This is a genomic window from Polaromonas sp. P1_H6 (assembly GCF_056405195.1).
The window spans coordinates 1-26,159 of the sequence record NZ_JBFUCN010000011.1; the positions used below are offsets into that span (position 1 = coordinate 1).

The window sequence follows — 26,159 nt, forward strand, 5'->3', positions numbered from 1 at the left end:
CGTGCGTGCGGTCTCGCATGCCGGTGACTTGCAGGGCCTGGCCAGGCTGCGCGCAGGTTTGCGGCAGCAAGTACTGGACTCACCCATCTTCGATGCGCAGCGCTTTGCCGGCCACTTCGAGGCCGCCCTGCGCGGCATGTGGCAATTGTGGTGTGAGCAGAACCCCATGCCCGCCACGGCAGGCTGAAGAGGCCGGCAATGGGAATATTTGACAAATTTGTGCGGGGGGCACGTATTGCCGCAAAAGCAGATGCGCAAGTTGCGCCGGGTCCAGGTCCGGATCCGGGTTTGAGCGCCGATGATCTGCTTGCACAGGGCCTGGAACTTGAACAGCAGGGGCGACCGGAAGAGGCTTTGCGGCGCTATGACCAGGCGATTGTCCTGGCGCCCGACTTTGCCCGGGCTCATTTCAGCCGCGGCACCATACTGCTTGACCGGGGCGATGCACAGGATGCACTGGAGGCGTTTGCCAGGGCCGTGCAGTACAAACCGGACTCGGCCGGTACCCACTTCAACATCGGGTCCGCCCACGCACGGCTGGCTCAGCACGAGGCGGCCGCGCGGGCCTACCGTCAGGCGCTCGGATTCAAGCCGGATTTCGTGGACGCGGAAATCGCATTGGGGGCAGCCCTGGAAGAACTGGGGCAGGATGAAGCAGCCTTGGAGAGCTATCGCCGCGCCTTGAAGATCAAGCCGGACCATGCCCAAGCCCATGAAAAACAGGCCGACCTCCTGAAACGGCTTGAGCGCACCAGTGAGCTGGCTATCGCTTACCGCCAGATGCTGGAACTCGATCCCGACAATGTAGACATAGTTTATAGCCTGGGTCTGGTCTTGCGCTCTCTGGGCCAGCTCCGCGACGCCGCGACCCACCTTCGGCGCGCAGCGGAACTCAAGCCTGATTTTGTCAACACGCATTGCCATCTCGGCGATATTTTTATGGCGTTGCGCTTGTTCGGCGAAGCGGCGGCAAGCTATAGCAAGGCGATCCAACTCGAGCCCCAGAATGCCGAGGTGCATCACAATCTGGGTGCCGCCTTCAAAGACCTTGACCAGCTCGACGATGCGCTGAAAAGTTACCGCAACGCGCTAACCATCAAGCCTGATTTCCCCATCGCGCAAAGCAATCTTTTATTGACTCAACATTTCCTGCCCGGCCTTTCACCCGAACAGTTGCGAGACGAGGCCCAGCGCTTCGGCGCGATGGTTTCGAGGTTGGCCCCACCTCCCGCCAGCTTGAGGAACCATGCGGATCCCGACCGACGCTTGCGTGTGGGCTTAGTCTCTGCAGATTTGCGCTCACATCCCGTGGCTTACTTTATCGAGAGCGTGCTGGAGGCTCTGTCGACCGAAGCGGCGGGTCGGCTGGAACTCTTTGCCTATTCCAACTCACCGGATGCCGACGATGTCACGGAACGGCTTAAAGGCCACCTGCAAGGCTGGTATCTGGCGGTTGGCCAGCCCGATGAAGTCCTAGCCAGGCGTATCCGCGCTGACGGGATAGATATCCTGATTGACCTCTCAGGACATACCGGAAAGAACCGTCTTCCTGTCTTTGCCTGGAAAGCCGCCCCCGTGCAGATCAGCTGGCTGGGGTACTTCGCTACCACGGGTGTCGAGGCCATCGATTACCTGATTGCCGACCCCTGGACTTTGCCCCCCGAGCTGGAGAGTCATTTCACCGAGGAGATCCTGCGCCTGCCGGAAACCCGGCTTTGTTTTACCCCGCCCCCGCACAATGTTGAGGTCACGCCCCTGCCTGCCTTGCGCAACGGCTACGTGACCTTTGCCTGCTTCAATAGCCTGTCGAAGATGAATGATGCGGTTGTCGCCTTGTGGGCCCGGGTACTGCACGCTGTGCCCGGCAGCCGCTTGCGACTCGCAGCATCACCGGACCAGCAGATCCGCTGGCAGCATGCCGTAGCAGAGCGCTTTGCCATCCACGGTATCAGCGCCGAGCGGCTGCATGTACTGAGCGCGGGACCTCGCGCGGCCTACCTGGCGACCTACCAAGAGGTGGATATCGCCCTCGATCCCTTCCCCTACACAGGTGGAACGACCTCGGCCGAAGCCTTGTGGATGGGCGTGCCGGTGCTCACACTGGCAGGTAAGAGTTTTCTGTCGCGTCAAGGCGTCGGCCTGCTGATGAACGCCGGCCTGCCCGAGTGGGTGGCCGAAGACGCCGATGACTACGTGAGAAGAGCCGTCTCGCATGCCGCCGACTTGCCGCGCCTGGCATCGCTGCGCGCCGGCATGAGGCAACAGGTGCTGGCTTCACCGCTTTTCGACGCCCCGCGGTTTTCCCGGCACTTTGAAGAAGCCTTGCGCAGCGTGTGGCGCAAGTGGTGCGTGAGGCAAGCTGCCTCGGAGGCACGCGCCGGGAACTGAACCACCGGCGCCGCAGCTTCCCCGCAAGACCTTATTTAATGCAGACGGAGCGGACCATCTTCAGGTCGGTCAGTCCCATCAGCACTTTTTCCATGCCGTCCATCTTCAGCGTGTGCATGCCGCTGCTGACCGCGCTGGCGAACAGCTCGGCCACGCGGGCCCGTTCCTGGATCAGTTTTTTCGCGGCGTCGTCGGCAATCATGAGTTCATGTAAGCCGATCCGGCCCTTGTAGCCGGTCTTGCCGCATTTGTCGCAGCCCACGGCCCGGTATACGGTAAGCTTGCCGTCCTTGCCGTAGCGCTCCATCCAGTCTTCAAACAGCTTTTGCGACTCGCCGCCCTCATCGGCCTTCCAGGCGTCGGTGTGGCGCAGTTCTTCGGCGTATTCCCGGATGAAATCCTTGATCTCCTGCGAGCTCAAGGTGTGAGCCTCCTTGCAATCGCACAGTTTTTTGGCCAAGCGCTGCGCCAGGATGCCCAGCAAGGCATCGGCGAAATTGAAGGGATCCATGCCCATGTCCAGCAGACGCGTGATGGACTCGGGCGCGGAGTTGGTGTGCAGGGTCGAAAACACCATGTGGCCCGTCAGCGATGCCTCGACGCCCATGGCCACGGTTTCCTTGTCGCGCGACTCGCCGACCATGATGATGTCCGGGTCGGCCCGCAGGAAGGCGCGCATGACCAGCGCGAAGTCGATGCCGGCCTTGCGGTTGATCTGCACCTGGCGCAAGCCTTTCTGGGTGATTTCAACCGGGTCCTCGGCCGTCCAGATCTTGGTGTCCGGCGTGTTGAGGAATTTCAGGATGGAATGCAACGTGGTGGTCTTGCCCGAGCCCGTGGGACCGCACACGTAAAAGAGGCCGTAAGGTTTGGAGACGGTTTTTTCGAGCCGCTCCTTGTTGTGCGCGGTCAGCCCGAGCTTTTCCAGCGGAATCGGCTCGCCGGCGGCCAGGATACGCATGACCACGTCTTCCACACCGCCGGCGGAGGGAATGGTGGCGACGCGCAGCTCGATATCCAGCGGGCCGTATTTCTTGAACTTGATCTTTCCGTCCTGCGGCTTGCGCTTTTCGGAAATATCCAGGTCGCACATGATCTTGAGCCGGGTCACCATGGCCTGGCGGAACTGCGCCGGCACTTCGATGTAGGGCTGCAAGGTGCCATCGATTCGGAACCGGATCCCGGTCTTGGCCTTGCCTGGCATGGGCTCGATGTGGATGTCAGACACCTTCTGGTTGTAGGCGTCGATGATGACCTTGTTGACGAACTTGACCAGCTCGTTGTCGGCCGCCGCGGATTCCAGCGACGACTCGTCGAGAGAATCGCCTTCCAGCGGCGAATCCATGTCGGCCAGCAGCTGGTCGATGGAGCTGCTGTCGGCACCGGCGCCGAAGAGCTGGTTCAGCGTCTCGTCAAACTCGGTCTGGGTCGTGACGCGGTAGGCGAACTTGGTGATGCGCGGGAACACCTGGGGAACAACGCGTGCCCCGCGCACGGCCTCCGGATCCATGCACATGATCACCAGGCCGTCCGTGGTTTCCTCCAGCGGTATCCAGCCCTGTTGCCCGATGAACTCCCGCTTGAGTGGCCCGTGCAGCATTTCGGAGCGGATGCGGCCTGCGTTGAAGGGTTCATAGCCCACGCCGAAAAACTTCGCCAGCGACTGGCCGATCTGGGTTGGGCGAATGTGGTAGCTGGCCATCAGCATATGCTCGACCGACTTGCCCTCTTCACGCGCCAGCTGAATGCACTGCTGCAGTTCGTCCTGCGACAGCACGCCTTCGGTGACCAGCCCGTCGTACTTGGTGGCCTTGCGGCGCTGGCCGTCTTCCGCTCGCTGCATGCGCTGGCGTATCGCGATGCCCAGCGTCTGGCATAGCTGGCGGGCGCCGTCTTCCTCGAGCTTGCCAAAGGGCTGGTCGCTGCGGTTGTTGATGACCTGCAGGACGCCGTACAACGTGTCGCCGTCCATGACGGGCGCCACCAGCATCTGTTTGGTCCTGTAGCCCGAGCGCTTGTCGACTTCCTGGAGAAAGCTCAAGGCCGGATGGATTTTCTTGAGCGTTTCCTCGTCGTAGACATCGGCGATGTTAACCATCTGGCGCGACATGGCCACATAGCCTGCGATGCTTTGCGCGCTGACCGGAAGCTTCAGGTCGCGGCTGGTGTTAAGTCCCGTCTTGACCTTGGACACGATGGAGGTGCGATCTTCATTGACGGCGTACAGGGTCAACCGGTCGGCGTTGAAGAGCTTGCAGATATCCTGGCTCGCCTCCAGCATGATCTGGTCGATGTTTTCGGTCTCATGGATGCGGTTGGTGACCAGCTGCAGCTGCCGGAAATACAGCGCCTCGAAGGTGACGCCGCGCTCTTGCGGCGGCAGCATCTGCGAGTCGAAAAACTCATCCTGGGGGTCTCGTTGCAATACGGCGCTCATAGTTCGAACTCCTGGCCTGCCCGTAGCCACCGGATATCGTGCGAGACGTTGGGGCCAAACGGGCGGGTTTGGTCAAAACGCTGTATCTCGGCCATGATGAGGTCGGTTTCGGCAGGCTTGGTGTGGGTGATGTAAATCGGGTAGTTCTTCCCGCGTTCAATGCAATCGAGCTCATTGGCCAGCGCATGGGGCGACAGGTGCAGGCTGCGCTTGGCGAGGTCGCGCTCGCGGTTGCTGAAAGCGGTTTCGATGACCAGCATGGCCACGTTCATCTGGTTGATCCGGGCCCACAGGGCCGGATTCTGCTCGGTGTCGCCGGTGAACACCCAGCAGCCCTTGCCGGTGGCCACGGCGTATCCCACGGCCGGCACGGTGTGCACCGCCGGCAGCACTTCCACGTGTTTTCCCGCCAGCAACAGGGTCTGCCCCACATCCAGGGGATGAAAACTGATGAACGGCGCTTCCGGCGTGGGGATTCTCGAAAAATCCGGCCAGATGGTGTTGTTGAAGATGTGCGCCTTCAGCGCGTTGATGGTGCCTTGCAGGGCGTGAATCTGTATTGGCGTGGTTCGCCGCGCCGCGATGGCGTCCACCATCAGGGGCAGCGCGGCGACATGGTCAAGGTGCGAATGCGTGAGCAGCACATGGTTGATGCCGGCCATCTCGTCGAGCGTGAGGTCGCCCACGCCAGTGCCCGCGTCGACCAGCAGGTCGTTGTCCAGCAGAAAAGACGTGGTCCGGCAGTCCTTGGCAATGGCTCCCGAGCAGCCTAGTACACGTACTTTCATGAGGTTTTCCGGTTGGCCCTGAGTTGGTCTTTGTGTTATTTGGTCTCAAAATTGGTTGCGCCATCCCACTCCGGATCAAACGGCAGCAGCCTCATGGAGGCTACACGCTCCGCGTACAGCCGGTAAAGGAACTTTTTGCCATTTGCCCGCTGCAAATTTAGTAACTGAACGTCACACTGGTCCCAGTCCTGGGCACGGTAGGCTTTCAAGGCCATGCCCCAGGTTTTCAGTTCGGCGGTGTTGTCCTTGTCGATACGGTCCGCCGGCGCCAGCGGCCAAAAAATGGCCACGGCCTGATCTTTGCCCTTCACGCGGACTTTGTCCAGTTCCTGCCACGCGAAATCACCGGCCAGCTTGCGGGTGGATTCGCTGACCACGATCTCGACACCATAGGTCTTGGACAAGCCCTCCAGGCGCGAGCCCAGGTTCACCGCATCGCCGATCACGGTGTAGCTGCGGCGGATGTCCGACCCCATGTCGCCCACGCACATGGTGCCAGTGTTCAGGCCGATGCCGATGCCGATCTCGGGTAAACCCTTGGCTTTGTGCTCTTCGTTGATCTTGCGGACGGCGTTGGACATTTCGAGCGCGGTTTTCACGGCCAGCGCCGCGTGGTCGGGCGTGTCCACAGGTGCGCCCCAAAACGCCATGACACAGTCGCCCATGTATTTGTCGATGGTGCCGCGGTTGCCCCGTATCAGGTCCGTCAGGCGGCTGAAGACACTGTTGAGCAGCGCCTGCAGCTGGGTCGGCTCCATGGTCTCCGACATCTTGGTGAAGCCGCGCATGTCGCAGAACATGACGGTCAGCTCCTTGGTGGTCGCCGTCATGCTGTAGCTGTCGGGGTCTTTCACCATCTCATCGACCAGCTCTGGCGGCACATAGGTGCCGAACAGGTTGGCCAGCTCGCGCTTGGAGCGGCTTTCGACGAAATAACCGTAACTCATGTTGAGCGCAAAAGCCGTCAGCGCCATCACCACCGCGCTGGCCAGCGGCAGCACCAGGCCGTAGCCCGCATAGAGCCAGAAATTCAGCCCGGCGATAGCGGCGGTCACGGCAAGGCTGACCAGGACCGCGCGGGAGGCCGACAGCAGGGGCAACGCGAACGCCAGCGTCAGGCCCGACAACAGCAAAATGACGATCTCGAACCCGACCGCATAGTCGGGCTTGACGAACACCTTGCCGTCCAGGAAACCCGAGATCACATTGGCGTGGGTTTCCACGCCAGGGTAAGTCTCCCCGACCGGCGTGACCCGCAAATCGAGAAGGCCCGGGGCCGTGGTGCCGACCAGGACGATCTTGTCCTTGAGCGAGCCGGGCGCCAGGCGCTTGGCCAGCACGTCGGCCGCCGAGATGTAGCGAAACGAGCCTCCGTTGGCGCCGCCGTTGCCGCGAAATGGCACCAGCGTGGCAACCCGGTCGTCGACCGGAATCGCCAGTACCTTGCCACCCTGCTTGAGCAAAATGCTTTCCAGCCCCTGGTAATTGCGCGTGAGGAATTTTTCCGGCGGAAAGCCGGGCTCAACCTTGGGCAAGCCCACCAGCATGCGGAACATGGCCAGCGCCAGCGATTCGTAGTACTGCCCCTTGTATTCCGCCAGCAGGGGGATGGAGCGCACCACGCCATCGCCTTCGGTGATGGAGTTGAAGAAGCCGCCCAGCGGAGCGGCCTTGGCCAGGAGTTCGATGTTGGCGCCGTAACCATTCCAGCTGGTGAACTTGATCGGGCGGCCGCCCAGCGCATCGCGGTCCATGACGGGTGCAGGCAAGACACCGTTGACGCGTCCGTCCCTGTCGCTGGTGAAGTAATAGCCCATCACGACCGGCCGCTTTTCGATAGCCTTGGCGAATACCGCGTCGTAATCCAGGCTGGCCTGCAGCTGGTTGAGCTTTTCCGAAAAACCGGGCTGGTCCTTCAGTTCCGTCTGCGCCAGCTGCTTGAGGCGTTTCAGGCCCGAGCTTTCATCGGCTTCGGCGAATACCACGTCAAAACCGAGCAGTGCGGTCTTCTGGCGGTCCTGCAACTCCTCGACCAGCTCGGCAAGCCTGTTGCGCCCCCAGGGCCAGCGGCCGACTTCGGCCAGGCTTTTTTCATCGATGTCGACGATGACGATGCGCTCATCCAGTGTGTGCGGCATCGTCGCCCGAAGGCGAGCGTCGTAGATGATGTCGTCCAGCCGCTGCAGCACGCCTATGCGCAGCACGCCGCCCGCATGCAGCAGGGCAAACACGAGCGGAATCAGCGTGACGGCGATGCGAGGCCAGTGCCGGGAGAGGAGTCTCATGAGACCTCGGGTGTTGGGTGCTGACGGTCCGCGCTAGTGCGAAGCCCGGGCAGGCACCCGGGTCAATGTTGGACGAACTGCATCTGCGTTCCGGCCAGTTCGAGCATGTCGCCGTTTTTCAGGATGACGGGCTCGGCCCCGATGGGCGCACCGTTGAGGGTCGGTTTTCCGGCCCCTTCCACATGGGCCACGACAAAGCCCTGGGGCCGCTTGGTGATCGCGGCCACCGCGACGCCGGGCTTGCCGATGGTGGTCACCACCTTGACCAGCGCCACTTCGCGGCCGGCCGCGGCACCCGACATGACCTTGATGGCCGCGCTGATGTTGCCGCCCGCGTCGGCGGGCGCCGCCGCCGGTACACCACCGGGAGGAGGCGCGACCAGACCCGCGGAGCCGGCCTTGATGATCATGGTTTTTTCGAAGCCGGCAGGCTGGGCCTCGTTCACGTACTTGATCTTGTACTTGCCGATTTCCACCGTGTCGCTGTTTTGCAGCAACAGTTTCTTCACGGCCTTGCCGTTGACGTAGGTGCCATTGGTGCTGTTGAGGTCTTCAAGGTAGACCTCGTTGCCGGACATCTGCAGGACGGCGTGCTCCCCGCTGACAGCGAGGTTGTCAATGACGATGTCGTTGTAGGGCCTGCGACCCAAAGACGTCCTGTCTTTCGTCAACTGGACTTCCTTGATCACAACGCCGTCAATAGAGACGATCATTTTCGGCATGGCCGACTCCTGTCTGTTTTTAAATTTTCAGTCACCGCGCTATTTTCCCAGCATTCTGGACAAAAGCCCGCGCTTGACCGAGTCTTCTTTCGCGTAAGCCAGCAAGACGGAAATATTATCGCGTCCGCCGGCCTCGTTCGCCGCCGCAATCAGCTGCTTTGACTTTTGTTCCAGCGTTCCCGCGCCCGCCAGGATGGCGGCAATGCCCGGATCCGCCACCATGTCCGACAAACCATCGGAACACATCAGGTAGAGGTCGCCCGATTCCACGCGGTGCTCGTTGACTTCCACCAGCACCGTGTCTTCCACGCCCAGGGCGCGCGTCACCAGGTTCTTGTTCAGGGACGTCAGGGCCTGCTCGGGGGTGATCAGCCCGGCGTCGATCTGCTCCTGGAGCAGCGAGTGGTCCTTGGTGATCTGCTGGAGCTCCTGGCCGCGCAGGCGATAGCAGCGCGAATCGCCAATATGGCCCAGCATCAGGCGCCCGTCCTGGAAAACACCCACGACCAGCGTGGTGCCCATGCCCGTGTATTGGGGGTTGGAGTTGGCCGCGTTGAAAATCGAATGGTTGGCGTTTTCCACGCAGATTTCCAGCGCCCGGCGCACTTCCTTGGCATTCGCGTGCCGGCCCGCCTGGGACAGCCAGCGCCCCATTTCCGACTTGATGAAGGCCACGGCCATGCCGCTGGCGATCTCGCCGGCGTTGTAGCCGCCCATGCCGTCCGCCAGGATGCAAAGCCGCGTTGCCGGGTCGAACGCCACCGCGTCCTCGTTGTTGTCCCGCGTCAACCCTGGGTCGGTATGTGTACAAATCTCGTAGATCATCTTGTTCGTGTTGTCACTGGGTGTCTTTGTCGCTGGCGGGCGGCCTGGAGACAACGGTTTTGTCAAAGGTCTGGGCTCCGCCGGCATTCAGGGCCTGGGTGGCATCATAGGCGCTGGGCCCGGGCGCCGGCGCGGCGGGGGCGGATTGCGCCACCGTGGCGTCGAATGAAGCCCCGGGGGCGGCCGGCGGGGCTGAGTAGGCCGGCGCGGATGGGGCTGCGGGTGCGCCTCCCTCCAGGGCCGCGATGAGTTCGCGCAGGTCGGCCGCAAAGCGGTCGCCGTCCTGGTAGCGAAGCTCAGGTTTTTTGGCCAGCGACAGCGCAACGACCTCGGCCAGCCGCGCGGACAGCTCCTTGCGGATGATGCGGATGTCCGGCGCCTCTTCGTTGGCGATCTTGTACATCAGCTCGGCCATGGAGTCGCCGCGGAAGGGCAGCACGCCGGCCAGCATCTGGAACAGCATGACGCCCAGCGAATACAGGTCCGAGCGCCCGTCAACCTTCTTGCCGGCGATCTGCTCGGGCGACATGAAGCTGGGCGTGCCCAGCACCAGGCCGGTCTTGGTCTTGCTGGAATCCGTGATACGGGCAATGCCGAAGTCGGTCACCTTCACCGTGTCGCTGTCGATCTCGTACATGATGTTGGCCGGCTTGATATCCCGGTGCACCACGTTCTGTTTGTGAGCGTAAGCCAGGGCTTCGGCCACCCGAGCCACGATGGACAAGACCTTGGGAATCGGCAGCAGGCTGCCGTCCTTGGTGACGTCGGCAAGATCCTTGCCCTTGAGGAATTCCATGGCGATGTAAGCGAGGTCATGCTCTTCGCCGGCATCAAAAATCGTCACGATGTTCTGGTGCTGCAGGCGGCCGGCGGTCTCGGCCTCGCGGAAGAAGCGCTCGCGCGCATCATCGAGCTCCTCGCCCTCGAATTCCTGGCTCAGCGCCATGGTCTTGATGGCGACAACACGGCCAATCTTGGGGTCCTTGCCGAGGTAAACCACGCCCATGGCGCCCTTGCCCAGCTCTTTTTCCACCTGGTAGCGGCCCAGCATGGGTTTCTCGACGGCGCCGCCATCCAGCAGCATGGTGCCGCCGGGATGTGAGCCGCCGCCGCCCAGGATGACCGTCTCGGAAAGGTTTTTGGCGCGGTTCAGCCTGGACTGCAGGTCCTTGTGGTTCTTGTTATAGGTGGCCATGTACTCGTACACGGCCTGGGCCTTGTTGAACTGCCGCTTGCGCTCGAAGTCCAGCGCGAGGTTGTTCATGTTGTCCATCAGCGCATCGGTGAAAGGCACGCGGCGGAAACGGTCGAAAGCCATGTCAAGCTGGCCCTGGCCTTGCAGCGCCAGGCCCATCATGCGGTTGGTTTCAGCCGATTCCTCATCGGACTTGAGCTTGCCGGCCTCGGTCATCAGGAAGCGCTTGGTGGTCAGCGCCAGATGGCCTATGACCAGGAGGGCCGCGGGGAAGATGAACTTGAGCCAGGTCGCAGCCGCCGACAGCAGGCTGAACTCGACCACCAGCAGCACCACGAACAGCAGCAAGGTGACGATGGCGGCCTTGCCCGCCGAAAGACGCGGCAGCCCGGCAATCAGGTAGCCGGCTACCAGCAGCAACACACCCAGCGTGGCCCAGACGCCCCAGCCCGGCTGCACGATGAAGTGCTCGCTCAGGATGCTGGAGGTGATGTGGGCGATGGTTTCCGCCGGCGAAAGCCCGGGGCCGGCCGGCGTCGGAAACTGGGTGCCCACCCCCGCGGCGGTGGCTCCGATGATCACGATCTTGTCGGCGTACTTGGCGGCCGGAATCTTGCCGGAAATCACGTCGTAAAACGAATCCACTGCAAAAGCGGGCCGGCCATCCTTGCCCTTGTAAAACTGCGGCAGCATCAGCGCCGATTCGTCGGTCTTGACCATCAGCTTGCCGATCTGCACCGACTCACCCACATTGAGCTTGATATCGGCGGGCCCGAGGTTCAGGCTCTTGGCCGCCACCAGCAGGCTCATGGAGGGCACGGCCTTGCCGTAGTAATTAATCAGCAGCGGTTCCTGGCGCACGGCGCCGTCCACATCGGGCAGCTGGTTGAGGTGGGCGATGCCGGCGGCCGCCGCGCCTATCAGTTCGATGGGCTGCTGGCCGCGTATGGCCGGCAGCGAGAAGTTATTGGTTTCATCCACCGCGCTCTTCAGGGCATAGGCCGGCAACGGGTTGTCGGGGCGGCCCTGCGGCACGCCCAGCTGGAAAACAGAGGGAACCAGGACATTTCCGGCCTTGCCCATGCTGGCCGCGAGCTTGGCGTCGGTATCCAGGGCGATCTCGGCCTCGGCGATGACCTTGCCGAGCTGTTCGGGCAGGCCGCCCTGGGGGGCTGCGGCGGGATCCGCCACAGGGCCGAGTGCCTCCTTCATCTTGCGGATAAACACCAGGCCGCGGTCCGTCTGCGGCTCGAAGAAGAAAGCGGTGTGGGCGATGGTCTTGGCCTTGGCGGCCGAAAGCTGGTCGATCAGCTGCGCATGCACGTCGCGCGGCCAGGGCCAGCGGCCGATGTTGGCGATGCTCTGGTCGTCGATGGCGATGATGGCGATGCGGTCGGAGGGCTGGCGCGAAGTGCTGGTGCTTGCGAAATCGTAGTAGCGGCGCTCCAGGGTGCCGAAAAAGTCCGTCAGGCCATGCAGAAAAAGGACGGCCAGCACCACCAGGACCCCGACGAACCAGTCGGCCCGCCAGAACTGACTCAGCTTTCTAGATGATTTGGCCACTGCCCGTCCCTTGTCCTGTTTCGCTGTGCATAGCTATGCCGTTTTTTAATTGCTTTGTATTACCAGCCGCCCGGTAACGGCCGGTTTCGCGCACCCGGCACCGCCCGCCGGCTGTTTCGGCAGGTTACAAGTCTCCTGATAGGGGACATTAACAGACGGGGTGCGGCTGGACAAGGGACTTTTGCACGGCAGCCGGGCCGACTGTTGCAAATAAGTGGTTTTTCAGCGCATGCGCCAAAACCCGCGCAATGCGGGCATGGCAGGGGGGTGCTTTCCCGGCCTCGCCGCCGGGACGCGGTCGGGGGGACTTCAGGCCGAGGGCGCTTTTTCCTTCTGCCGTTTGGTCAGGTAAGTGCCCAGCGCCACGACTAGCACGGCGCCCAGGAGCCCGCCAGCGGTAACCGTGTGATCGCCGATAGGCCCGAAATGGGTGACCACGGCCGGGTCGGTCAGCAGCATTTCACCGGCCAGGAAGCCGAGCAGGGCGGCGCCTATGGTGATGATGATGGGGAAGCGTTCCATGACTTTGGTCAGCAAGGTGGCGCCGAAGATGATCAGCGGAATGCTGACCAGCAGGCCCAAAACCAGCAGCGGCAGGTTGCCCTTGGCGGCGGCGGCCACTGCCAGCACGTTGTCCAGGCTCATGACGAGGTCGGCAATCAGGATGGTGCGGATGGCGGCCATCATGCCATTGATTTCATGGCCTTCGCCGTCTTCGTCTTCCTCGCCCTTGAGGAGGTCCACGCCGATGTAGACCAGCAGGATGGCGCCTATGAGCTTGAGGTAGGGCAGGCTCAGCAGCTGGATGGCCACGATGGTCAGGGCGATACGCATGACGATGGCCGCGGCGCTACCCCAGAAGATGGCTTTGCCGCGCTGCTCGGGCTTGAGCGTGCGCGCCGCCATTGCGATCACCACGGCGTTGTCGCCCGACAGCACGATGTTGGCAAGGATGATGGAGCCGAAAGCGCTCCAGAAAAGCGGGGACGCGAGGTCCAGTCCGAAAAACATGGCTATCTCCTGTTATCAATGAAAAAAAGCGCCGGGCAGCGCTTTTTTTGTTTTTTCGAGTTTAGCCCGGATAGGCGCGGGCAGCGTTCGTATTAATGCTTACGACCGCCGCCGCCTCTGGCTGCCTTACAGCAGCGCCTTGAGCAGCTTGGCCATTTCCGAGGGGTTGCGCGTCACGGTGAAGCCGCAGGCTTCCATGATGGCCAGCTTGGCGTCGGCCGTGTCGGCGCCGCCGGAAATCAGCGCGCCCGCATGGCCCATGCGCTTGCCGGCCGGAGCCGTCACGCCGGCGATGAAGCCAACGATGGGTTTTTTCATATTGGCTTTGCACCACTGGGCGGCCTCCGCCTCGTCGGGACCGCCGATTTCACCGATCATGATGACGGCGTCGGTTTCCGGGTCGTCATTGAAGGCCTTCATCACGTCGATGTGCTTGAGCCCGTTGATCGGGTCGCCGCCGATGCCCACTGCGCTGGACTGGCCCAGGCCGATTTCGGTGAGCTGCGCCACGGCTTCATAGGTCAGCGTGCCTGAGCGGCTGACCACGCCGATGCGGCCCTTGCGGTGGATGTGGCCCGGCATGATGCCGATCTTGATTTCGTCGGGGGTGATCAGGCCGGGGCAGTTGGGGCCCAGCAGCAGGGTCTTCTTGCCGCCGGCGGCTTCCTTGGCCTTCATGCGGTTACGCACTTCCAGCATGTCCTTGACCGGAATGCCTTCAGTGATGCAGATGGCCAGGTCGAGGTTGGCTTCCACGGCTTCCCAGATAGCGGCGGCCGCGCCGGCGGGCGGCACATAAATGACCGACACCGTGGCGCCGGTGGCCTTGGCGGCCTCGGTCACGTTCGCGAAAATCGGGATGCCTTCGAAGTCTTCGCCGGCTTTCTTGGGGTTCACACCGGCCACAAAAGCCTCTTTGCCGTTCGCGTAGTCGCGGCACATGCGGGTGTGGAACTGCCCGGTCTTGCCGGTGATGCCCTGGGTGATGACTTTGGTGTGTTTGTTGATGTAGATCGACATGCTTGTGTTCTCCTGGGCTTACTTGACGGCGGCCACGATTTTGGTCGCGGCTTCGGCCATGGTGTCTGCGGCGATGATGGGCAGACCGGAGTCCGCCAGCATTTTCTTGCCCAGGTCTTCGTTGGTGCCCTTCATGCGCACGACCAGCGGAACGGAGAGGTTCACGGCCTTGCAGGCGGTGATCACGCCGTCGGCGATGGTGTCGCACTTCATGATGCCGCCGAAGATGTTGACCAGGATGCCTTTGACATCGGGGTTCTTCAGCATGATCTTGAAAGCTTCGGTGACTTTTTCAGCCGTTGCGCCGCCGCCCACGTCCAGGAAGTTGGCCGGTTCGCCGCCGAACAGCTTGATGGTGTCCATGGTCGCCATGGCCAGGCCGGCGCCGTTGACCAGACAGCCGATGTTGCCGTCCAGGCTGATGTAGGCCAGGTCGAACTTGCTGGCTTCGACTTCGGCCGGGTCTTCCTCGTCCAGGTCGCGGTAAGCGACGATTTCAGGGTGGCGGAACAGCGCGTTAGCGTCGAAGTTGAACTTCGCGTCAAGGGCCATGACTTCGCCCTTGCTGTTGCGGTTCAGGGGGTTGATTTCAACCAGCGATGCGTCGGTGTCCATGTAGCACTTGTAGAGCTTTTGCAGGATGTCGACGGTCTGTGCGACGGAGTCGGCGGGCATGCCGATGCCGGCGGCGACTTCTTTTGCCTGGGCGTCCGTCATGCCGACCAGCGGATCGACAAACACCTTGATGATTTTCTCGGGGTTGGAATGGGCCACCTCTTCGATGTCCATGCCGCCTTCGCTGGAAGCGATGAAGGCTACCTTTTGCGACTCACGGTCGGTCACCGCCGAAATGTAATATTCCTTGTTGATGTCGGCGCCGTCTTCAATATAGAGGCGGCGGACTTTCTGGCCTTCAGGGCCGGTCTGGTGCGTCTTCAGCTGCATGCCCAGGATTTCGCCGGCAATGCGCTTGACGTCCTCGATGCTCTTGGCAACCTTCACGCCGCCGCCCTTGCCGCGACCACCCGCATGGATCTGTGCCTTGACCACCCACACCGGGCCGCCCAGCTTCTGGGCGGCTTCCACCGCTTCCTGCACCGTGAAGGCCGGAATGCCGCGCGGCACAGGCACACCAAAATTGCGCAAGATTTCCTTGCCCTGGTACTCGTGAATTTTCATGAAAAACCTTCAGAATTCAGTAAAAGAGGGGGTGCAACTGGGATTTGGGGCAGGGCTGTGGGGTGTCGGAAACAGGCCACACCGGCCCAAAAAACCACGTCGGCGGTCACTGCAGGCAGCAACGCAGAACTGTATCATGGTGCGACGCACAATTCTTGTGCCGGGCTTACACCCCGAAATGGCGCCGAAATGGGCTTTTTGAGGTGTTTTTGACGGCCCCGCGACCTTGTATTTGCTTTGTTTGCCTTATTTGCGTATTCCATTTCTGTTGTCAGCACCTGGAAGTCCCCATGCCCAAAGTTTTTATTGACGGAGAAGCCGGCACCACGGGCCTGCAAATCCGCGAGCGGCTGCAAGCCATGCCGCAAATCGAGCTGGTCAGCATCGCGCCCGAGTTGCGCAAGGATGCCGCGGCCAAGCGCGCGCTGATGGCGCAGGTGGACATGGTGATCCTCTGCCTGCACGACGACGCGGCCCGCGAGTCGGTGGCCATGATTGACAGCCTCACCGGCAAGAAACCTAAAGTCATCGATGCCTCCACCGCCCACCGCACCGTGCCCGGCTGGGTCTACGGCTTTCCCGAACTGACGCAGACGCAACGCGCCGCCGTGGCGGCCGCCGACCGCGTCGGTAACCCCGGCTGCTACGCCACCGGCGCGATCGCACTGATCCGTCCGCTGGTCGACGCCGGCGCGATACCGGCCGACTTCCCTTTGAGCCTTCCCGCCGTGAGTGGTTACTCCGGCGGCGGGCGGCAGATGATCGAGGACTACGAGGCCGGCACCGCGCCCCTGTTTGAACTCTACGGCCTGAGCCTGAAGCACAAGCACCTGCCCGAAATCATGAAGTACACCGGCCTGTCACGCCGCCCGGTGTTCATCCCCTCGGTCGGCAACTTCAAGCAAGGCATGCTGGTGCAGCTGCCGCTGCACCTGGACTTGCTGCCCGGCAAGCCGACCGGCGTGCAGTTGCAGGACATGCTGGCCAAACACTACGCCGGCAGCGAATGGGTGACGGTGGAAGCCGCACCTGAATCGGGAAAACTGGACGCGCTGGCGCTCAACGACAGCAACAAGATGGAGTTGCGCGTGTTCGCCAACGAAGAGCACCGCCATGCGGTGCTGGTGGCACGGCTGGACAACCTGGGCAAGGGCGCTTCGGGCGCCGCAGTTCAGAACCTGAAATTGATGCTCGGGCTGTAAGCCTGGCTTCAGTCCTCATCAGCTTGGGACACCACGCGGCGGATCACGTCGCCGCCAAAGCCCCGAGCGGCCAGAAACCGCATCTGCTTTGCCCGCGCCGCAGCGTCGGGTGCTGGACCCTCAAACTTCTTGCGCCAGATGTCCCGCGCGCGTTCCAGTTCGCTGCCTTTGAGGCTGGCAACCGCGCCGGCCACCCGCTCAGCGCTGAGGCCTTTGGTCAACAACTCATGCTTGATGCGCGCCGCGCCAAACCGCCCGGCACGCCGGTTAATCACCGACTCAACCACCCGCGCCTCACTGATGAAGTCCTTGGCTTCGAGATCGTCGAGCACCTTGGCCAGCTGGCCGGGGGTTTCCTCATGCGGCGCCAGCTTGCGCTCCAGCTCGGCGCGCGAATGCTCACGCGCGGCCAGGTAACGCAGCGCGCGGCCCTTCAAAGAAAGGCCAAAACCCGCACGACGGGCGGGTTTGGCTGGCTTGTGATCTACCGGATTTTCCATGGCTAACAGGCCGAGCCCAACACGCGCGCTAGCTTGTTGATAGCTATTAGCGCCTGCTCCAACTGGGCTAGAGCCTTATTTGGCATAAAAATCAGGCGGCCGCTTTGGCGGGTTTTTCGGCCTTCTCGGCTTTTTCAGCCTTGGCGGGCTTTTCAGCCGGGGCGTCCACGCCGCCGGCAACCTGTACCAGCGGGATGCCCAGCGATTCGCGCACCTTGTTCTCGATCTCGATCGCGAGTTCCGGGTTTTCCTTGAGGAATTCACGCGAGTTGTCGCGGCCCTGGCCGATTTTTTCGCCGTTGAAGGCGTACCAGGCGCCGGCTTTCTCGACGATGTGGCCGGCCACACCCAGGTCCAGTACCTCGCCCAGGCGGCTGATGCCCTCGCCGTAGAGGATGTCGAACTCCGCCGTCTTGAACGGCGAGGCCACCTTGTTCTTGACCACCTTGACCCGGGTTTCGTTGCCGATGACCTCTTCGCCCTTCTTGATGGAGCCGATGCGGCGGATGTCCAGGCGCACCGAGGCGTAAAACTTCAGCGCATTGCCGCCGGTGGTGGTTTCGGGCGAGCCGAACATCACGCCGATCTTCATGCGGATCTGGTTGATGAAGATGACCATGCAGTTGGCCTTCTTGATGGTGGCGGTGAGCTTGCGCAGCGCCTGGCTCATCAGGCGGGCCTGCAAGCCGGGTAGCGAGTCGCCCATTTCGCCTTCGAGTTCGGCCTTGGGCGTGAGCGCCGCCACCGAGTCGACCACGATCAGGTCCACCGCGCCGGAGCGGGTCAGCGAATCGACGATTTCAAGCGCTTGTTCGCCGGTGTCGGGCTGGGAGATCAGCAGTTCCTGCAGGTTGACGCCCAGTTTTTGCGCGTACTGGATGTCCAGCGCGTGCTCGGCATCGACAAAGGCGCAGGTGCCGCCCAGTTTTTGCATTTCGGCGATGACCTGCAGGGTCAGCGTGGTCTTGCCCGAGGATTCCGGGCCGTAGATTTCGACGACACGGCCGCGCGGCAGGCCGCCCACGCCCAGGGCGATGTCCAGGCCCAGCGAGCCGGTGGAAACGACCTGGATGTCCTCGATCACTTCGCCGTCGCCCAGCTTCATGATGGTGCCTTTGCCGAACTGCTTTTCGATCTGGGCCAGCGCGGCCTGCAGGGCCTTGGCCTTTTCGGTATTCAGGGCGGCGGTTTGCACGGGGTTTTGGGCGGGATTCAGTTTGCTGGTCAGTTCCATGAAAAACTCCTTGAAAATCAATGATGTAAAACTTGTTGCCTGGATTCCAGCCTCTGCTTTTAATCACAGCGCTGGATACATGACCAGTACTTTATGGGCGCGATAGAAATAAGTAAACCCTATTTTTAGTCAGTTTGCCTGATCAATTGAGATACCATGGTTTTCATGGCGGACACGACATCCACGACACTCTCGCCCTCGCTTTCCAGCCCCTTCGGCGCGACCGATGCCGGCTGGCGGCAGACCCACCTGGGGCGGCTCATGGGCCATGCGCTGCGCCGCTTCGACGAGCGCGTGCTCTCGCTGATGGCCAGCAGCGTGGAGGTGCCGCTGGCGCTTTCCAACCTGGCCGCGCGCGACCAGGTCGGCGCCGCGCACATCCACATCACACGCCACCTCGCGGTGGGCGGCTCGCGCCTGACCGACCTGGCGCAAAGCGCCGGCATGAGCAAGCAAGCCATGGGCGACCTGGTCGACCAGTGCGAAGCCTGGGGCCTGGTCACGCGCCAGCCCGACCCGCACGACAAACGCGCCCGCCGCGTGGTGTTCACCGAATCGGGCCTGCTCTGGCTGGAGGCTTTCCACCAGGCGGTACGCCGAGCCGAAGACGAATTCCGCCAGGCTGTGGGGCATGATGTGGCGACCGTGGTGGCGCTGGGACTTGAAGCTTATGCTGGCGCTTGACCCTGGCAACGTCAGCAAACCTGGGGCGACAAAAGCCTAAAATTTGCTGAAGAAGTAAAACACTAGCCCGCAGACTTCGTATTGCGGACCAATCCTGGAGACAACCATGCGTATTCTGATTGCCGAAGACGACCAGGTGCTGGCCGATGGCCTGCTGCGCACTTTGCGCGCCTCCGGTGCGGCGGCCGACCACGTGGCCAGCGGCACAGAGGCCGACGCCGCGCTGCTGACCAACACCGAATTCGACCTGCTGATCCTCGACCTGGGCCTGCCGCGCATGCACGGCCTGGAGGTGCTCAAGCGACTGCGCGCCCGCGGCTCGGCCATGCCGGTGCTGATCCTGACGGCCGCCGACAGCGTCGAAGAGCGCGTCAAGGGCCTGGACTACGGCGCCGACGACTACATGGCCAAGCCGTTTTCGCTGCAGGAACTCGAAGCCCGCGTGCGCGCGCTGATACGCCGCGGCATGGGCGGCGCCAGCAGCACCATCAAGCACGGCCCGCTGGTCTACGACCAGGCCGGCCGCGTTGCCACCATAGACGGCCAGATGCTGGAGCTGTCGGCCCGCGAACTCGGCCTGCTCGAAGTGCTGCTGCAGCGTGCCGGACGGCTGGTCAGCAAGGACCAGCTGGTGGAGCGCCTCTGCGAATGGGGCGAGGAAGTCAGCAACAACGCGATCGAGGTCTATATCCACCGCTTGCGCAAAAAAATTGAAAAAGGGCCGGTGCGAATCGCAACGGTTCGCGGCCTGGGCTACTGCCTTGAAAAGATCCCGGGTTGAATGTGGCCCCCACGCTCCCCACTTCGTGTGGTTCGCTGCCCCCCGAGGGGGCGTTGCGCCTGCGGCCCGGCAAAGCCGGTTCCGCGGCCCCTGCTGGCGTGAAGAAAATGCGCGGTAAGTGAACTGCTCCCACGCTTTTTGATCCGTGGCCCTTAGACTCTTCCAGCGCGAACGCCGCAGCCTCTTCGGCGAGATCCTCGACTGGATGCTCACGCCGCTGCTGCTGCTGTGGCCCATCAGCCTGGCGCTGACCTGGCTGGTTGCGCAGAACATCGCGGGCAAGCCCTTTGACCGCGCGCTCGAATACAACGTGCAGGCGCTGGCCAAGCTGGTGGTGGTCAAGAACAACCAGGTGCAGTTCACCCTGACGGCGCCCGCGCGCGAAATCCTGCGCGCCGACGACACCGACCTTGTCTACTACCAAGTGGTGGGCACGCAGGGCGAACACCTGAGCGGCGAGCACGACCTGCCCGCGCCGCCCGACGAAGACAAGCCCACCAACGGCGAGGTGCGGCTGCGCGAGGACGTGATCCAGGGCGAGGACGTGCGCGTGGCCTATACCTGGCTCAAGGTCGATGTGAAGGGCGCGCCAGCCAGTTCGCTGCCGGTGCTGGTGCAGGTGGCCGAGACGCTGGAAAAGCGCAAGACCCTGGCCACCGAAATCGTCAAGGGCACCATGGTGCCGCAGTTCGTCACGCTGCCGCTGGCCGTGCTGCTGGTGTGGCTGGCGCTGGTGCGCGGCATCAAGCCGCTGGCCCAGCTCGAAAAGCGCATACGCGCGCGCAAATCCGACGACATGAGCCCGCTCGACGAAACCGCGGTGCCTGAGGAGGTTGCGCCGCTGGTGTCCTCCATCAACGACCTGCTGAGCCGGCTCAAGGTCTCGCTGACCACACAAAAGCGCTTCCTGGCCGATGCCGCCCACCAACTCAAGACGCCGCTGGCGGGCCTGCGCATGCAGGCCGACCTGGCGCAGCGCGAAACCGACGCCGACGAGCTCAAGAAATCGCTCAAGCACATAGGCCGCGCCAGCATTCGCGCCACGCACACCGTCAACCAGTTGCTGGCCCTGGCACGCGCCGAAACCACCGGCCGCAGCCTCGCCAAGCAGCACATCGACCTGGTGCACATCGTCTCGGAAGTCATGGCCGACTCGGTGCCGCGCGCGCTCGAAAAGCAGATCGACCTCGGCTACGACGGCCCCGACGCGGGCGAGCAGGCGACGCAGCTCGAAGGCAACGCCACCCTGCTCAAGGAGTTGGTGCGCAACCTGCTCGACAACGCCATCAACTACACGCCCGAAAAAGGCCAGGTCACGCTGCGGCTGATGACCGACCGCTTCAGCGGCGTGCTGGTGCTGCTGGTGGAAGACTCGGGGCCCGGCATCCTGGAGTCAGAGCGCGAACTGGTGTTCCAGCCTTTTTACCGCGCACTGGGCACCAATGTCGACGGCTCCGGCCTGGGCCTGGCCATCGTCCTGGAAATCGCCAAGCAGCACGGTGCGACGATTTCGATCGAAGATGCCGCCTTGCCAGGGCACCCGCAAACGCCGGGCACGCGCGTCACCGTGCGTTTCGTCGGCATGGATTTGCCTGAAGGCGGATAAGGGACGCGCTCAGCCTGCTTTGGTGGCTCGCGGCCAGCGGTCGTACAGCTTGACGGTGACGCGCTCGCCCCACAGTTCGATCTGCGCCGGCGTTCCGGCATGCGCCTGGTTCGCGCTATCGCCGCGCACATAGCCCAGCGCCACGCAGGCCCCAGCCAGCGGGCTCCAGCCGACCGACGAAATTTCGCCCACTGACTGGCCGCCCAGCACGATGGCCTCGCCGCCCCAGGCAAAAGCATCAGCCGTGTCAAACACCAGCGTGACAAGCTTTTTACGCAGCGGCAGTCCCTGTGTGCGAAGCAGCGCGGCCTTGCCGATGAAATCGGCGGGCTTGTCGAGCTTGACGCTGAAAGCCAGTCCGGCTTCCCACGGCGTTTCGTCCGGGCCGAGTTCCGCCCCCCAGGCGCGCCGGCCCTGTTCTATGCGCAGGGCGTCCAGCGCGTAGTAGCCCGCGTCGCGAATGCCCAGCGCCTGTCCGGCCTCCATGAGCGCCAGGTAGACGTGGCGCGCCATCTCGATCGGCACGTAAAGCTCAAAGCCCGGCCCGCCCACATAGCTCATGCGGGCCGCGCGCACGCGCGCAAAGCCGACGTCGATCTCTTTTGTCCATGAGAACTTCAGGGCCTCGGGCGACAGGTCGTCGGGGCTGACAAGCGCCATCAACTCGCGCGCCTTCGGCCCCATCACCGACAGCACCGAATACATCGCCGATACGTCGGTCAGCACCGCATGCTCCGCTTCACCGATGTGCCGCGTGATCCAGTCGAAGTCGCGCACGGTCTGTGCGGAACCAGTGATGACCATAAAGCAATCGGCGGCTTGGCGCATCACCGTGAGGTCACTCTCAAAACCGCCGCGTTCGTTGAGCAAGGCGGTGTAGACCATCTTGCCGATCGGCACGTCCATCTCGTTGGCGCACAGGCGCTGCAGCACCGCCAGCGCATCGCGGCCCTGCAGCAGGTATTTCGAGAAGGAAGTCTGGTCGTAGAGGGCCACGGCTTCGCGTGTGGCCTTCTGCTCTTCGAGCATCCAGGGAAGCCAGCCGGGTTTATCGAGCGTGTACTCTGGTCTTGGATGGAATTGCTCCTTCCCCCTCTGGGGGAAGGTTGGGATGGGGGCCGCAGCGGACGCGGCGGGCCCCCACCCCTGCCCTCCCCCAGAGGGGGAGGGAGAAATATCCATGCTGGGCTTGAAATAACTCGCCCTCTCCCACCCATTCTTGCTGCCGAACTCCGCCCCTTTGGCGGCCAGGATGTCGTACAGCGGCGAGGTACGCAGCGGCCGCGCCGTTTCCAGTTCTTGCCGCGGCCAGCGCATCGCATAGTGCAGGCCCAGGGTTTCACCGGTGCGCTCGGCCAGCGCCTTGCGGTTGCCGGTGAAGCTGCCGAAGCGGCGTATGTCCACGTCCCACAAATCGGTGCTGGGCTCGCCGCCCACAATCCATTCGGCCATGAGCCGGCCCGCGCCGCCGCTGTTGGCGATGCCGGCCGAGTTGAAGCCGGCGCAGACAAAAAAGTTGCGCAGCTCGGGCGCTTCGCCCAGGATGAAATTGCCGTCCGGCGTAAAACTTTCCGGGCCGTTGAGCAGCATCTTGACCTCGGCCGTTTCCAGGCAGGGTGTGCGGTGCAGCGCGGCTGTCATCAGCGGTTCGAACTGGTCCCAGTCCTCGTCCAGCAGTTCGAACTGGAAGGTGGACGGAATCGGGTCCATCTTCCAGGGCTTGGCCTGCGGCTCGAAGCCGCCCATCACCAGTCCGCCGACCTCTTCCTTGTAGTAGATGTAGCCGTCCGGGTCGCGCATCACCGGCAGCATGGGATGCACGCCCGGAATCTTGCCGGTGACGATGTAGAAATGCTCGGCCGAATACAGCGGCACGTTCACGCCCGCGAGCTTGCCGAACTGGCGCGCCCACTGGCCGCCGCAGTTGACGATGACTTCGCAGCGCACCTCGCCCTGCGCGGTTTTCACGCCCACCGCCTTGCCGTTTTCAATGATGACGCCGGTGACCTCTATGCCTTCAACGATCTTCACGCCGCGATTACGCGCGCCCTTGGCCAGCGACATGCACAGATCGGCCGGGTTGGCCTTGCCATCACCCGGCAGCCAGATCGCGCCCTGCAAATCATCGGTGCGCATGATGGGGTATTTGTCGCCGGCTTCCTGCGGCGAAATCTCATGGCATTCGACGCCGAAGCTGTTGGCCATGGCGACCTGCTTCCTGAGCACCTTCATGCGCTCGGGCGTGCGTGCCACGTTGACGCTGCCGCATTGCTTCCAGCCTGTGGCCAGGCCTGTTTCGACTTCAAGAGATGCATACAGCTCGATGCCGTACTTGCTCATCTGCGTCATGTTGCGGTTGGGCCGCATCTGGCCGACCAACCCGGCCGCATGCCAGGTGGTGCCGCTGGTGAGCTTTCCCTGCTCGAGCAGCAGCACGTCGGTCTTGCCCATTTTGGCCAGGTGGTAGGCCACCGAACAGCCGGCGATGCCGCCGCCGACAATCACGACCTGTGCGTGCGGGGGAAGCATCAGGGCCTGCGCAGCCGCAATTGTTCCAGCTCGGCACGCACCTGCGCCAACTCGCTGCGCGCCGTGACCAGGTCGATGTGGATGAAGTCGTCCCAGACGCAGGGGCCGCACGCAAAGAACCGCTTCAGGTGCAATTGCTCTCTCGCAACATAGAAGCGGTTCACCTCGTCGAAATAGACGAACTCATAGTCATGGGCGAGCAGCAGCGGCTCCCAGGCCGCGTGGTTGGGCACCGGCTTTCCCGGCTCGACGCTCTCGAGCATGATGACCCAGGGCCGGTATCGCCGCAGGTCGAGGCCTTCCAGTACGGCCCGCTCGCCGCCTTCCACGTCGATGCTGAGGCAGTGAATGTCGCCGCTGGGGCGGTGCCTGGCGAGCACGTCGTTCAGCGAAACCAGGGGGACCATCGTCGTCATGACCTGCGCACCCCCCGAACGATGCAGCTCGGCGGTCTGGGGCGTCGTCGTCGAATACTGCTGGGCGTCGCCGAACGTGAAAAATGTGGTGTGGCCGCTTTCCGCGCCGGCTGCGGCCTGGACCAAGAGGTCGTCGGGGCGCAACTCGGCCCACAGGCTCGCCATGCCGGGCGCTGGTTCAATGGCCACGCCGCGCCAGCCGCGCAAATACATTGCGTAGGTGTTGCTGTCGGCGGCCGGGTGGTAGGCGCCCACATCGACATAGAAGCCCTGCGCAACCGAGTCGAATACGCGATTGAGTATCACGTCCTCGAAGTTGCGCGTGTAAGAGACGAAAGGCATGGTGTCAGTATAGAGGTGGTCATGCCAGGCGCAGCGCCATCACACCCGCAACGATAGCGGCCGTGCCGATGGCGCGCCGCACGGTGAATGCTTCTTTCAGGAATATCGCGCCGAGTAGAACGGCGAACAGCACCGAGGTTTCACGCAGCGCCGCCACCGTGGCCACCGGCGCGCGCGTCATGGCCCACAGCGCGATGCCGTAGGACCCCAGCGAAGCCAGCGCGCCGCCGGTGGCCACCGGCCAGCGGTGGCGCGCATAAGCGGCCATGGCGCGCCCGCGCCGCGCCATCATCAACAGGCCGAAAGGCCATCCGTCGAACAGGAAGAGGGTGGCGACGTACTGCAAGGCGTTGCCTGAAGCGCGCACGCCCAGCCCATCGACCACGGTATAGACGGCAATGATGAGCGCATTGGCCAGCGCAAAGCCGACCGCCTTGGGCGCATGCAGGGCATGGCGGCTCAAGCCTAGCACCAGCACGCCGCAGCAGATACCCAGAATGCCCGCCCAGGCCAGCGGCGTGAGCGTTTCACCCAGGGTGAAACTGGCCGACAGCGCCACCAGCAGCGGCGCGACACCGCGCATCAGCGGGTAGGTCAGGCCCAGGTCGCCATGCTGGTAGGCGCGCGTGGTCGCAATGTAATAACCGATATGGATCAGTACCGAGGCCCCGATGAATGGCCAGGCTTCAGCGCGCGGCCAGCCGACCAGCAGCACCAGCGGCAAGGCCAGCACGGAGCCAATGAGGTGAATGACCGCCATGTCCAGCGCCTTGTCGGCGCTGGACTTGACCAGCGCGTTCCAGCCCGCGTGCAGCAGCGCGCCGAACAGCACGGCGCCCACCACTGGCCAGGTCAGGACCAGGATTTCAGACGGCAAGCGCAGGCCCGGAAACAACGAGGACGCAGCGCCGTGCCCGCGCCAGGAAGTGCGCCAGCGGCGGCGTGGCCATGTCCGCGTCTTTGGCGAGGTCGTCCCAGAGGCGCAGCTTCACCGCATCCGCGGCACCTGGTTGGGCGATAAAGTGCGCGGCTTCCTCGGCCGAAAAAATGCCCCCCTGTAGCAGCAGGCTGCGCTTGGAGTCGGCCGACAAGCTGGAGTGGTAGCCGCGCCGTGCCGCGCACAGGTAGCGCTTGGCGTCCACATGCAGCTTGATCGCGTCCAGCACCGCGTCGGGAAACAGGCCGCGCAGAAATGGCAGGGCGCGGTACTGGTGGACGTCGTCCACACCTCGCAGCGAAGGCGTTTCGCCCAGGTCGTGCAAAAGATGCCCGAGGTCGTGCAGCAGGGCGGCGGTGACCAGCGCATCGCTCGCGCCCTCGGCCTCGCCCAGCGCCGCGGTCTGCAGCGCATGCTGCAGCTGCGTCACCGGTTCGCCGCTGTATTGTTCACCGCCGCGCTCTGCGAAAAGGTGTTCGATGTCGTCAAAGCTCAGCATGTGAATTCCTCACAGA

The 26,159-nt window shown here is 63.2% G+C and carries 21 protein-coding genes; 6 read left to right on the forward strand and 15 right to left on the reverse strand.

What is annotated here, in order from left to right; translation table 11 throughout:
• Together AC1D1F_RS11840 and AC1D1F_RS11845 are read left to right on the forward strand one after the other, a co-directional pair.
• Window positions 1-187 (forward strand): hypothetical protein (locus tag AC1D1F_RS11840; protein WP_477700727.1); only part of this gene is annotated, 187 nt, incomplete at its 5' end.
• Window positions 188-198: 11 nt separating this feature from the next.
• Window positions 199-2,388: a tetratricopeptide repeat protein gene (locus tag AC1D1F_RS11845; RefSeq protein ID WP_477700728.1), complete on the forward strand. Its 2,190-nt coding sequence runs from the start codon at window positions 199-201 to the stop codon at window positions 2,386-2,388.
• A gap of 31 nt (window positions 2,389-2,419) precedes the next feature.
• On the opposite strand, the gene AC1D1F_RS11850 is transcribed toward AC1D1F_RS11845, so the two are convergent.
• The 9 genes from AC1D1F_RS11850 to sucC form a co-directional block, all read right to left on the reverse strand.
• Window positions 2,420-4,825, reverse strand: coding sequence for a GspE/PulE family protein (locus tag AC1D1F_RS11850; RefSeq protein WP_477678030.1), 2,406 nt, complete (start codon window positions 4,823-4,825; stop codon window positions 2,420-2,422).
• A complete protein-coding gene (locus tag AC1D1F_RS11855) occupies window positions 4,822-5,613 on the reverse strand; it encodes a 3',5'-cyclic-nucleotide phosphodiesterase (protein ID WP_477678031.1) in 792 nt (263 codons plus the stop codon). Before AC1D1F_RS11855 ends, AC1D1F_RS11850 begins: the two co-directional genes overlap by 4 nt.
• 35 nt (window positions 5,614-5,648) lie before the next feature.
• Window positions 5,649-7,898, reverse strand: coding sequence for a CHASE2 domain-containing protein (locus AC1D1F_RS11860; RefSeq protein ID WP_477678032.1), 2,250 nt, complete (start codon window positions 7,896-7,898; stop codon window positions 5,649-5,651).
• Between the two features lie 62 nt (window positions 7,899-7,960).
• Window positions 7,961-8,620 (reverse strand): FHA domain-containing protein, encoded by a 660-nt coding sequence (locus AC1D1F_RS11865; protein ID WP_477697262.1) that lies wholly within the window; start codon window positions 8,618-8,620, stop codon window positions 7,961-7,963.
• A gap of 39 nt (window positions 8,621-8,659) precedes the next feature.
• Window positions 8,660-9,445 (reverse strand): Stp1/IreP family PP2C-type Ser/Thr phosphatase, encoded by a 786-nt coding sequence (locus AC1D1F_RS11870; RefSeq protein WP_477655581.1) that lies wholly within the window; start codon window positions 9,443-9,445, stop codon window positions 8,660-8,662.
• 13 nt (window positions 9,446-9,458) lie between these two features.
• Window positions 9,459-12,203, reverse strand: a complete 2,745-nt coding sequence (locus tag AC1D1F_RS11875) for a CHASE2 domain-containing serine/threonine-protein kinase (protein ID WP_477697261.1) — start codon at window positions 12,201-12,203, stop codon at window positions 9,459-9,461.
• 309 nt (window positions 12,204-12,512) lie between these two features.
• Window positions 12,513-13,214 (reverse strand): TerC family protein, encoded by a 702-nt coding sequence (locus AC1D1F_RS11880; protein WP_477697260.1) that lies wholly within the window; start codon window positions 13,212-13,214, stop codon window positions 12,513-12,515.
• A gap of 126 nt (window positions 13,215-13,340) precedes the next feature.
• A complete protein-coding gene (gene sucD / locus AC1D1F_RS11885; RefSeq protein ID WP_477655578.1) occupies window positions 13,341-14,234 on the reverse strand; it encodes a succinate--CoA ligase subunit alpha in 894 nt (297 codons plus the stop codon).
• An 18-nt stretch (window positions 14,235-14,252) separates the two neighbouring features.
• On the reverse strand, window positions 14,253-15,413 hold the full coding sequence (gene sucC / locus AC1D1F_RS11890; protein ID WP_477676091.1) for an ADP-forming succinate--CoA ligase subunit beta: 1,161 nt from the start codon (window positions 15,411-15,413) through the stop codon (window positions 14,253-14,255).
• Window positions 15,414-15,703: 290 nt separating this feature from the next.
• Between sucC and argC the strand changes: the two genes are divergently transcribed.
• Complete coding sequence (argC, locus tag AC1D1F_RS11895; protein ID WP_477676090.1) at window positions 15,704-16,615, forward strand: N-acetyl-gamma-glutamyl-phosphate reductase; 912 nt, start codon at window positions 15,704-15,706, stop codon at window positions 16,613-16,615.
• A gap of 8 nt (window positions 16,616-16,623) precedes the next feature.
• Here the strand turns inward: argC and recX are convergent, their stop codons facing one another.
• Together recX and recA are read right to left on the reverse strand one after the other, a co-directional pair.
• A complete protein-coding gene (gene recX, locus AC1D1F_RS11900; RefSeq protein ID WP_477676089.1) occupies window positions 16,624-17,115 on the reverse strand; it encodes a recombination regulator RecX in 492 nt (163 codons plus the stop codon).
• Window positions 17,116-17,206: 91 nt separating this feature from the next.
• Window positions 17,207-18,349, reverse strand: a complete 1,143-nt coding sequence (gene recA, locus AC1D1F_RS11905) for a recombinase RecA (RefSeq protein WP_436157222.1) — start codon at window positions 18,347-18,349, stop codon at window positions 17,207-17,209.
• Window positions 18,350-18,610: 261 nt separating this feature from the next.
• Here recA and AC1D1F_RS11910 point away from each other — a divergent pair, with 261 nt between their 5' ends.
• The 3 genes from AC1D1F_RS11910 to AC1D1F_RS11920 all read left to right on the forward strand — a co-directional run bounded on the left by AC1D1F_RS11910 (window position 18,611) and on the right by AC1D1F_RS11920 (window position 21,420).
• A complete protein-coding gene (locus AC1D1F_RS11910) occupies window positions 18,611-19,033 on the forward strand; it encodes a MarR family winged helix-turn-helix transcriptional regulator (protein WP_477676095.1) in 423 nt (140 codons plus the stop codon).
• 106 nt (window positions 19,034-19,139) lie between these two features.
• Window positions 19,140-19,814 carry a response regulator gene (locus AC1D1F_RS11915; protein WP_007870259.1) on the forward strand — a complete coding sequence of 225 codons (675 nt, stop codon included), beginning with the start codon at window positions 19,140-19,142 and terminating at the stop codon, window positions 19,812-19,814.
• A gap of 205 nt (window positions 19,815-20,019) precedes the next feature.
• Window positions 20,020-21,420 carry a sensor histidine kinase gene (locus AC1D1F_RS11920; protein WP_477676094.1) on the forward strand — a complete coding sequence of 467 codons (1,401 nt, stop codon included), beginning with the start codon at window positions 20,020-20,022 and terminating at the stop codon, window positions 21,418-21,420.
• A 9-nt stretch (window positions 21,421-21,429) separates the two neighbouring features.
• Here AC1D1F_RS11920 and AC1D1F_RS11925 read toward each other — a convergent pair whose 3' ends face one another.
• Genes AC1D1F_RS11925 through AC1D1F_RS11940 form a run of 4 tightly spaced genes read right to left on the reverse strand, consistent with a single transcriptional unit; the run spans window position 21,430 to window position 26,143 of the window.
• Complete coding sequence (locus tag AC1D1F_RS11925; protein ID WP_477676087.1) at window positions 21,430-23,949, reverse strand: GcvT family protein; 2,520 nt, start codon at window positions 23,947-23,949, stop codon at window positions 21,430-21,432.
• Window positions 23,949-24,707 carry an FkbM family methyltransferase gene (locus AC1D1F_RS11930; protein WP_477676086.1) on the reverse strand — a complete coding sequence of 253 codons (759 nt, stop codon included), beginning with the start codon at window positions 24,705-24,707 and terminating at the stop codon, window positions 23,949-23,951. The genes AC1D1F_RS11925 and AC1D1F_RS11930 overlap by 1 nt, the downstream gene beginning before the upstream one ends.
• Before the next feature lie 19 nt (window positions 24,708-24,726).
• Complete coding sequence (locus tag AC1D1F_RS11935) at window positions 24,727-25,584, reverse strand: EamA family transporter (protein WP_477676085.1); 858 nt, start codon at window positions 25,582-25,584, stop codon at window positions 24,727-24,729.
• Window positions 25,574-26,143, reverse strand: a complete 570-nt coding sequence (locus AC1D1F_RS11940; protein ID WP_477676084.1) for a phosphonate degradation HD-domain oxygenase — start codon at window positions 26,141-26,143, stop codon at window positions 25,574-25,576. Before AC1D1F_RS11940 ends, AC1D1F_RS11935 begins: the two co-directional genes overlap by 11 nt.
• Between the last annotated feature and the right edge of the window lie 16 nt (window positions 26,144-26,159).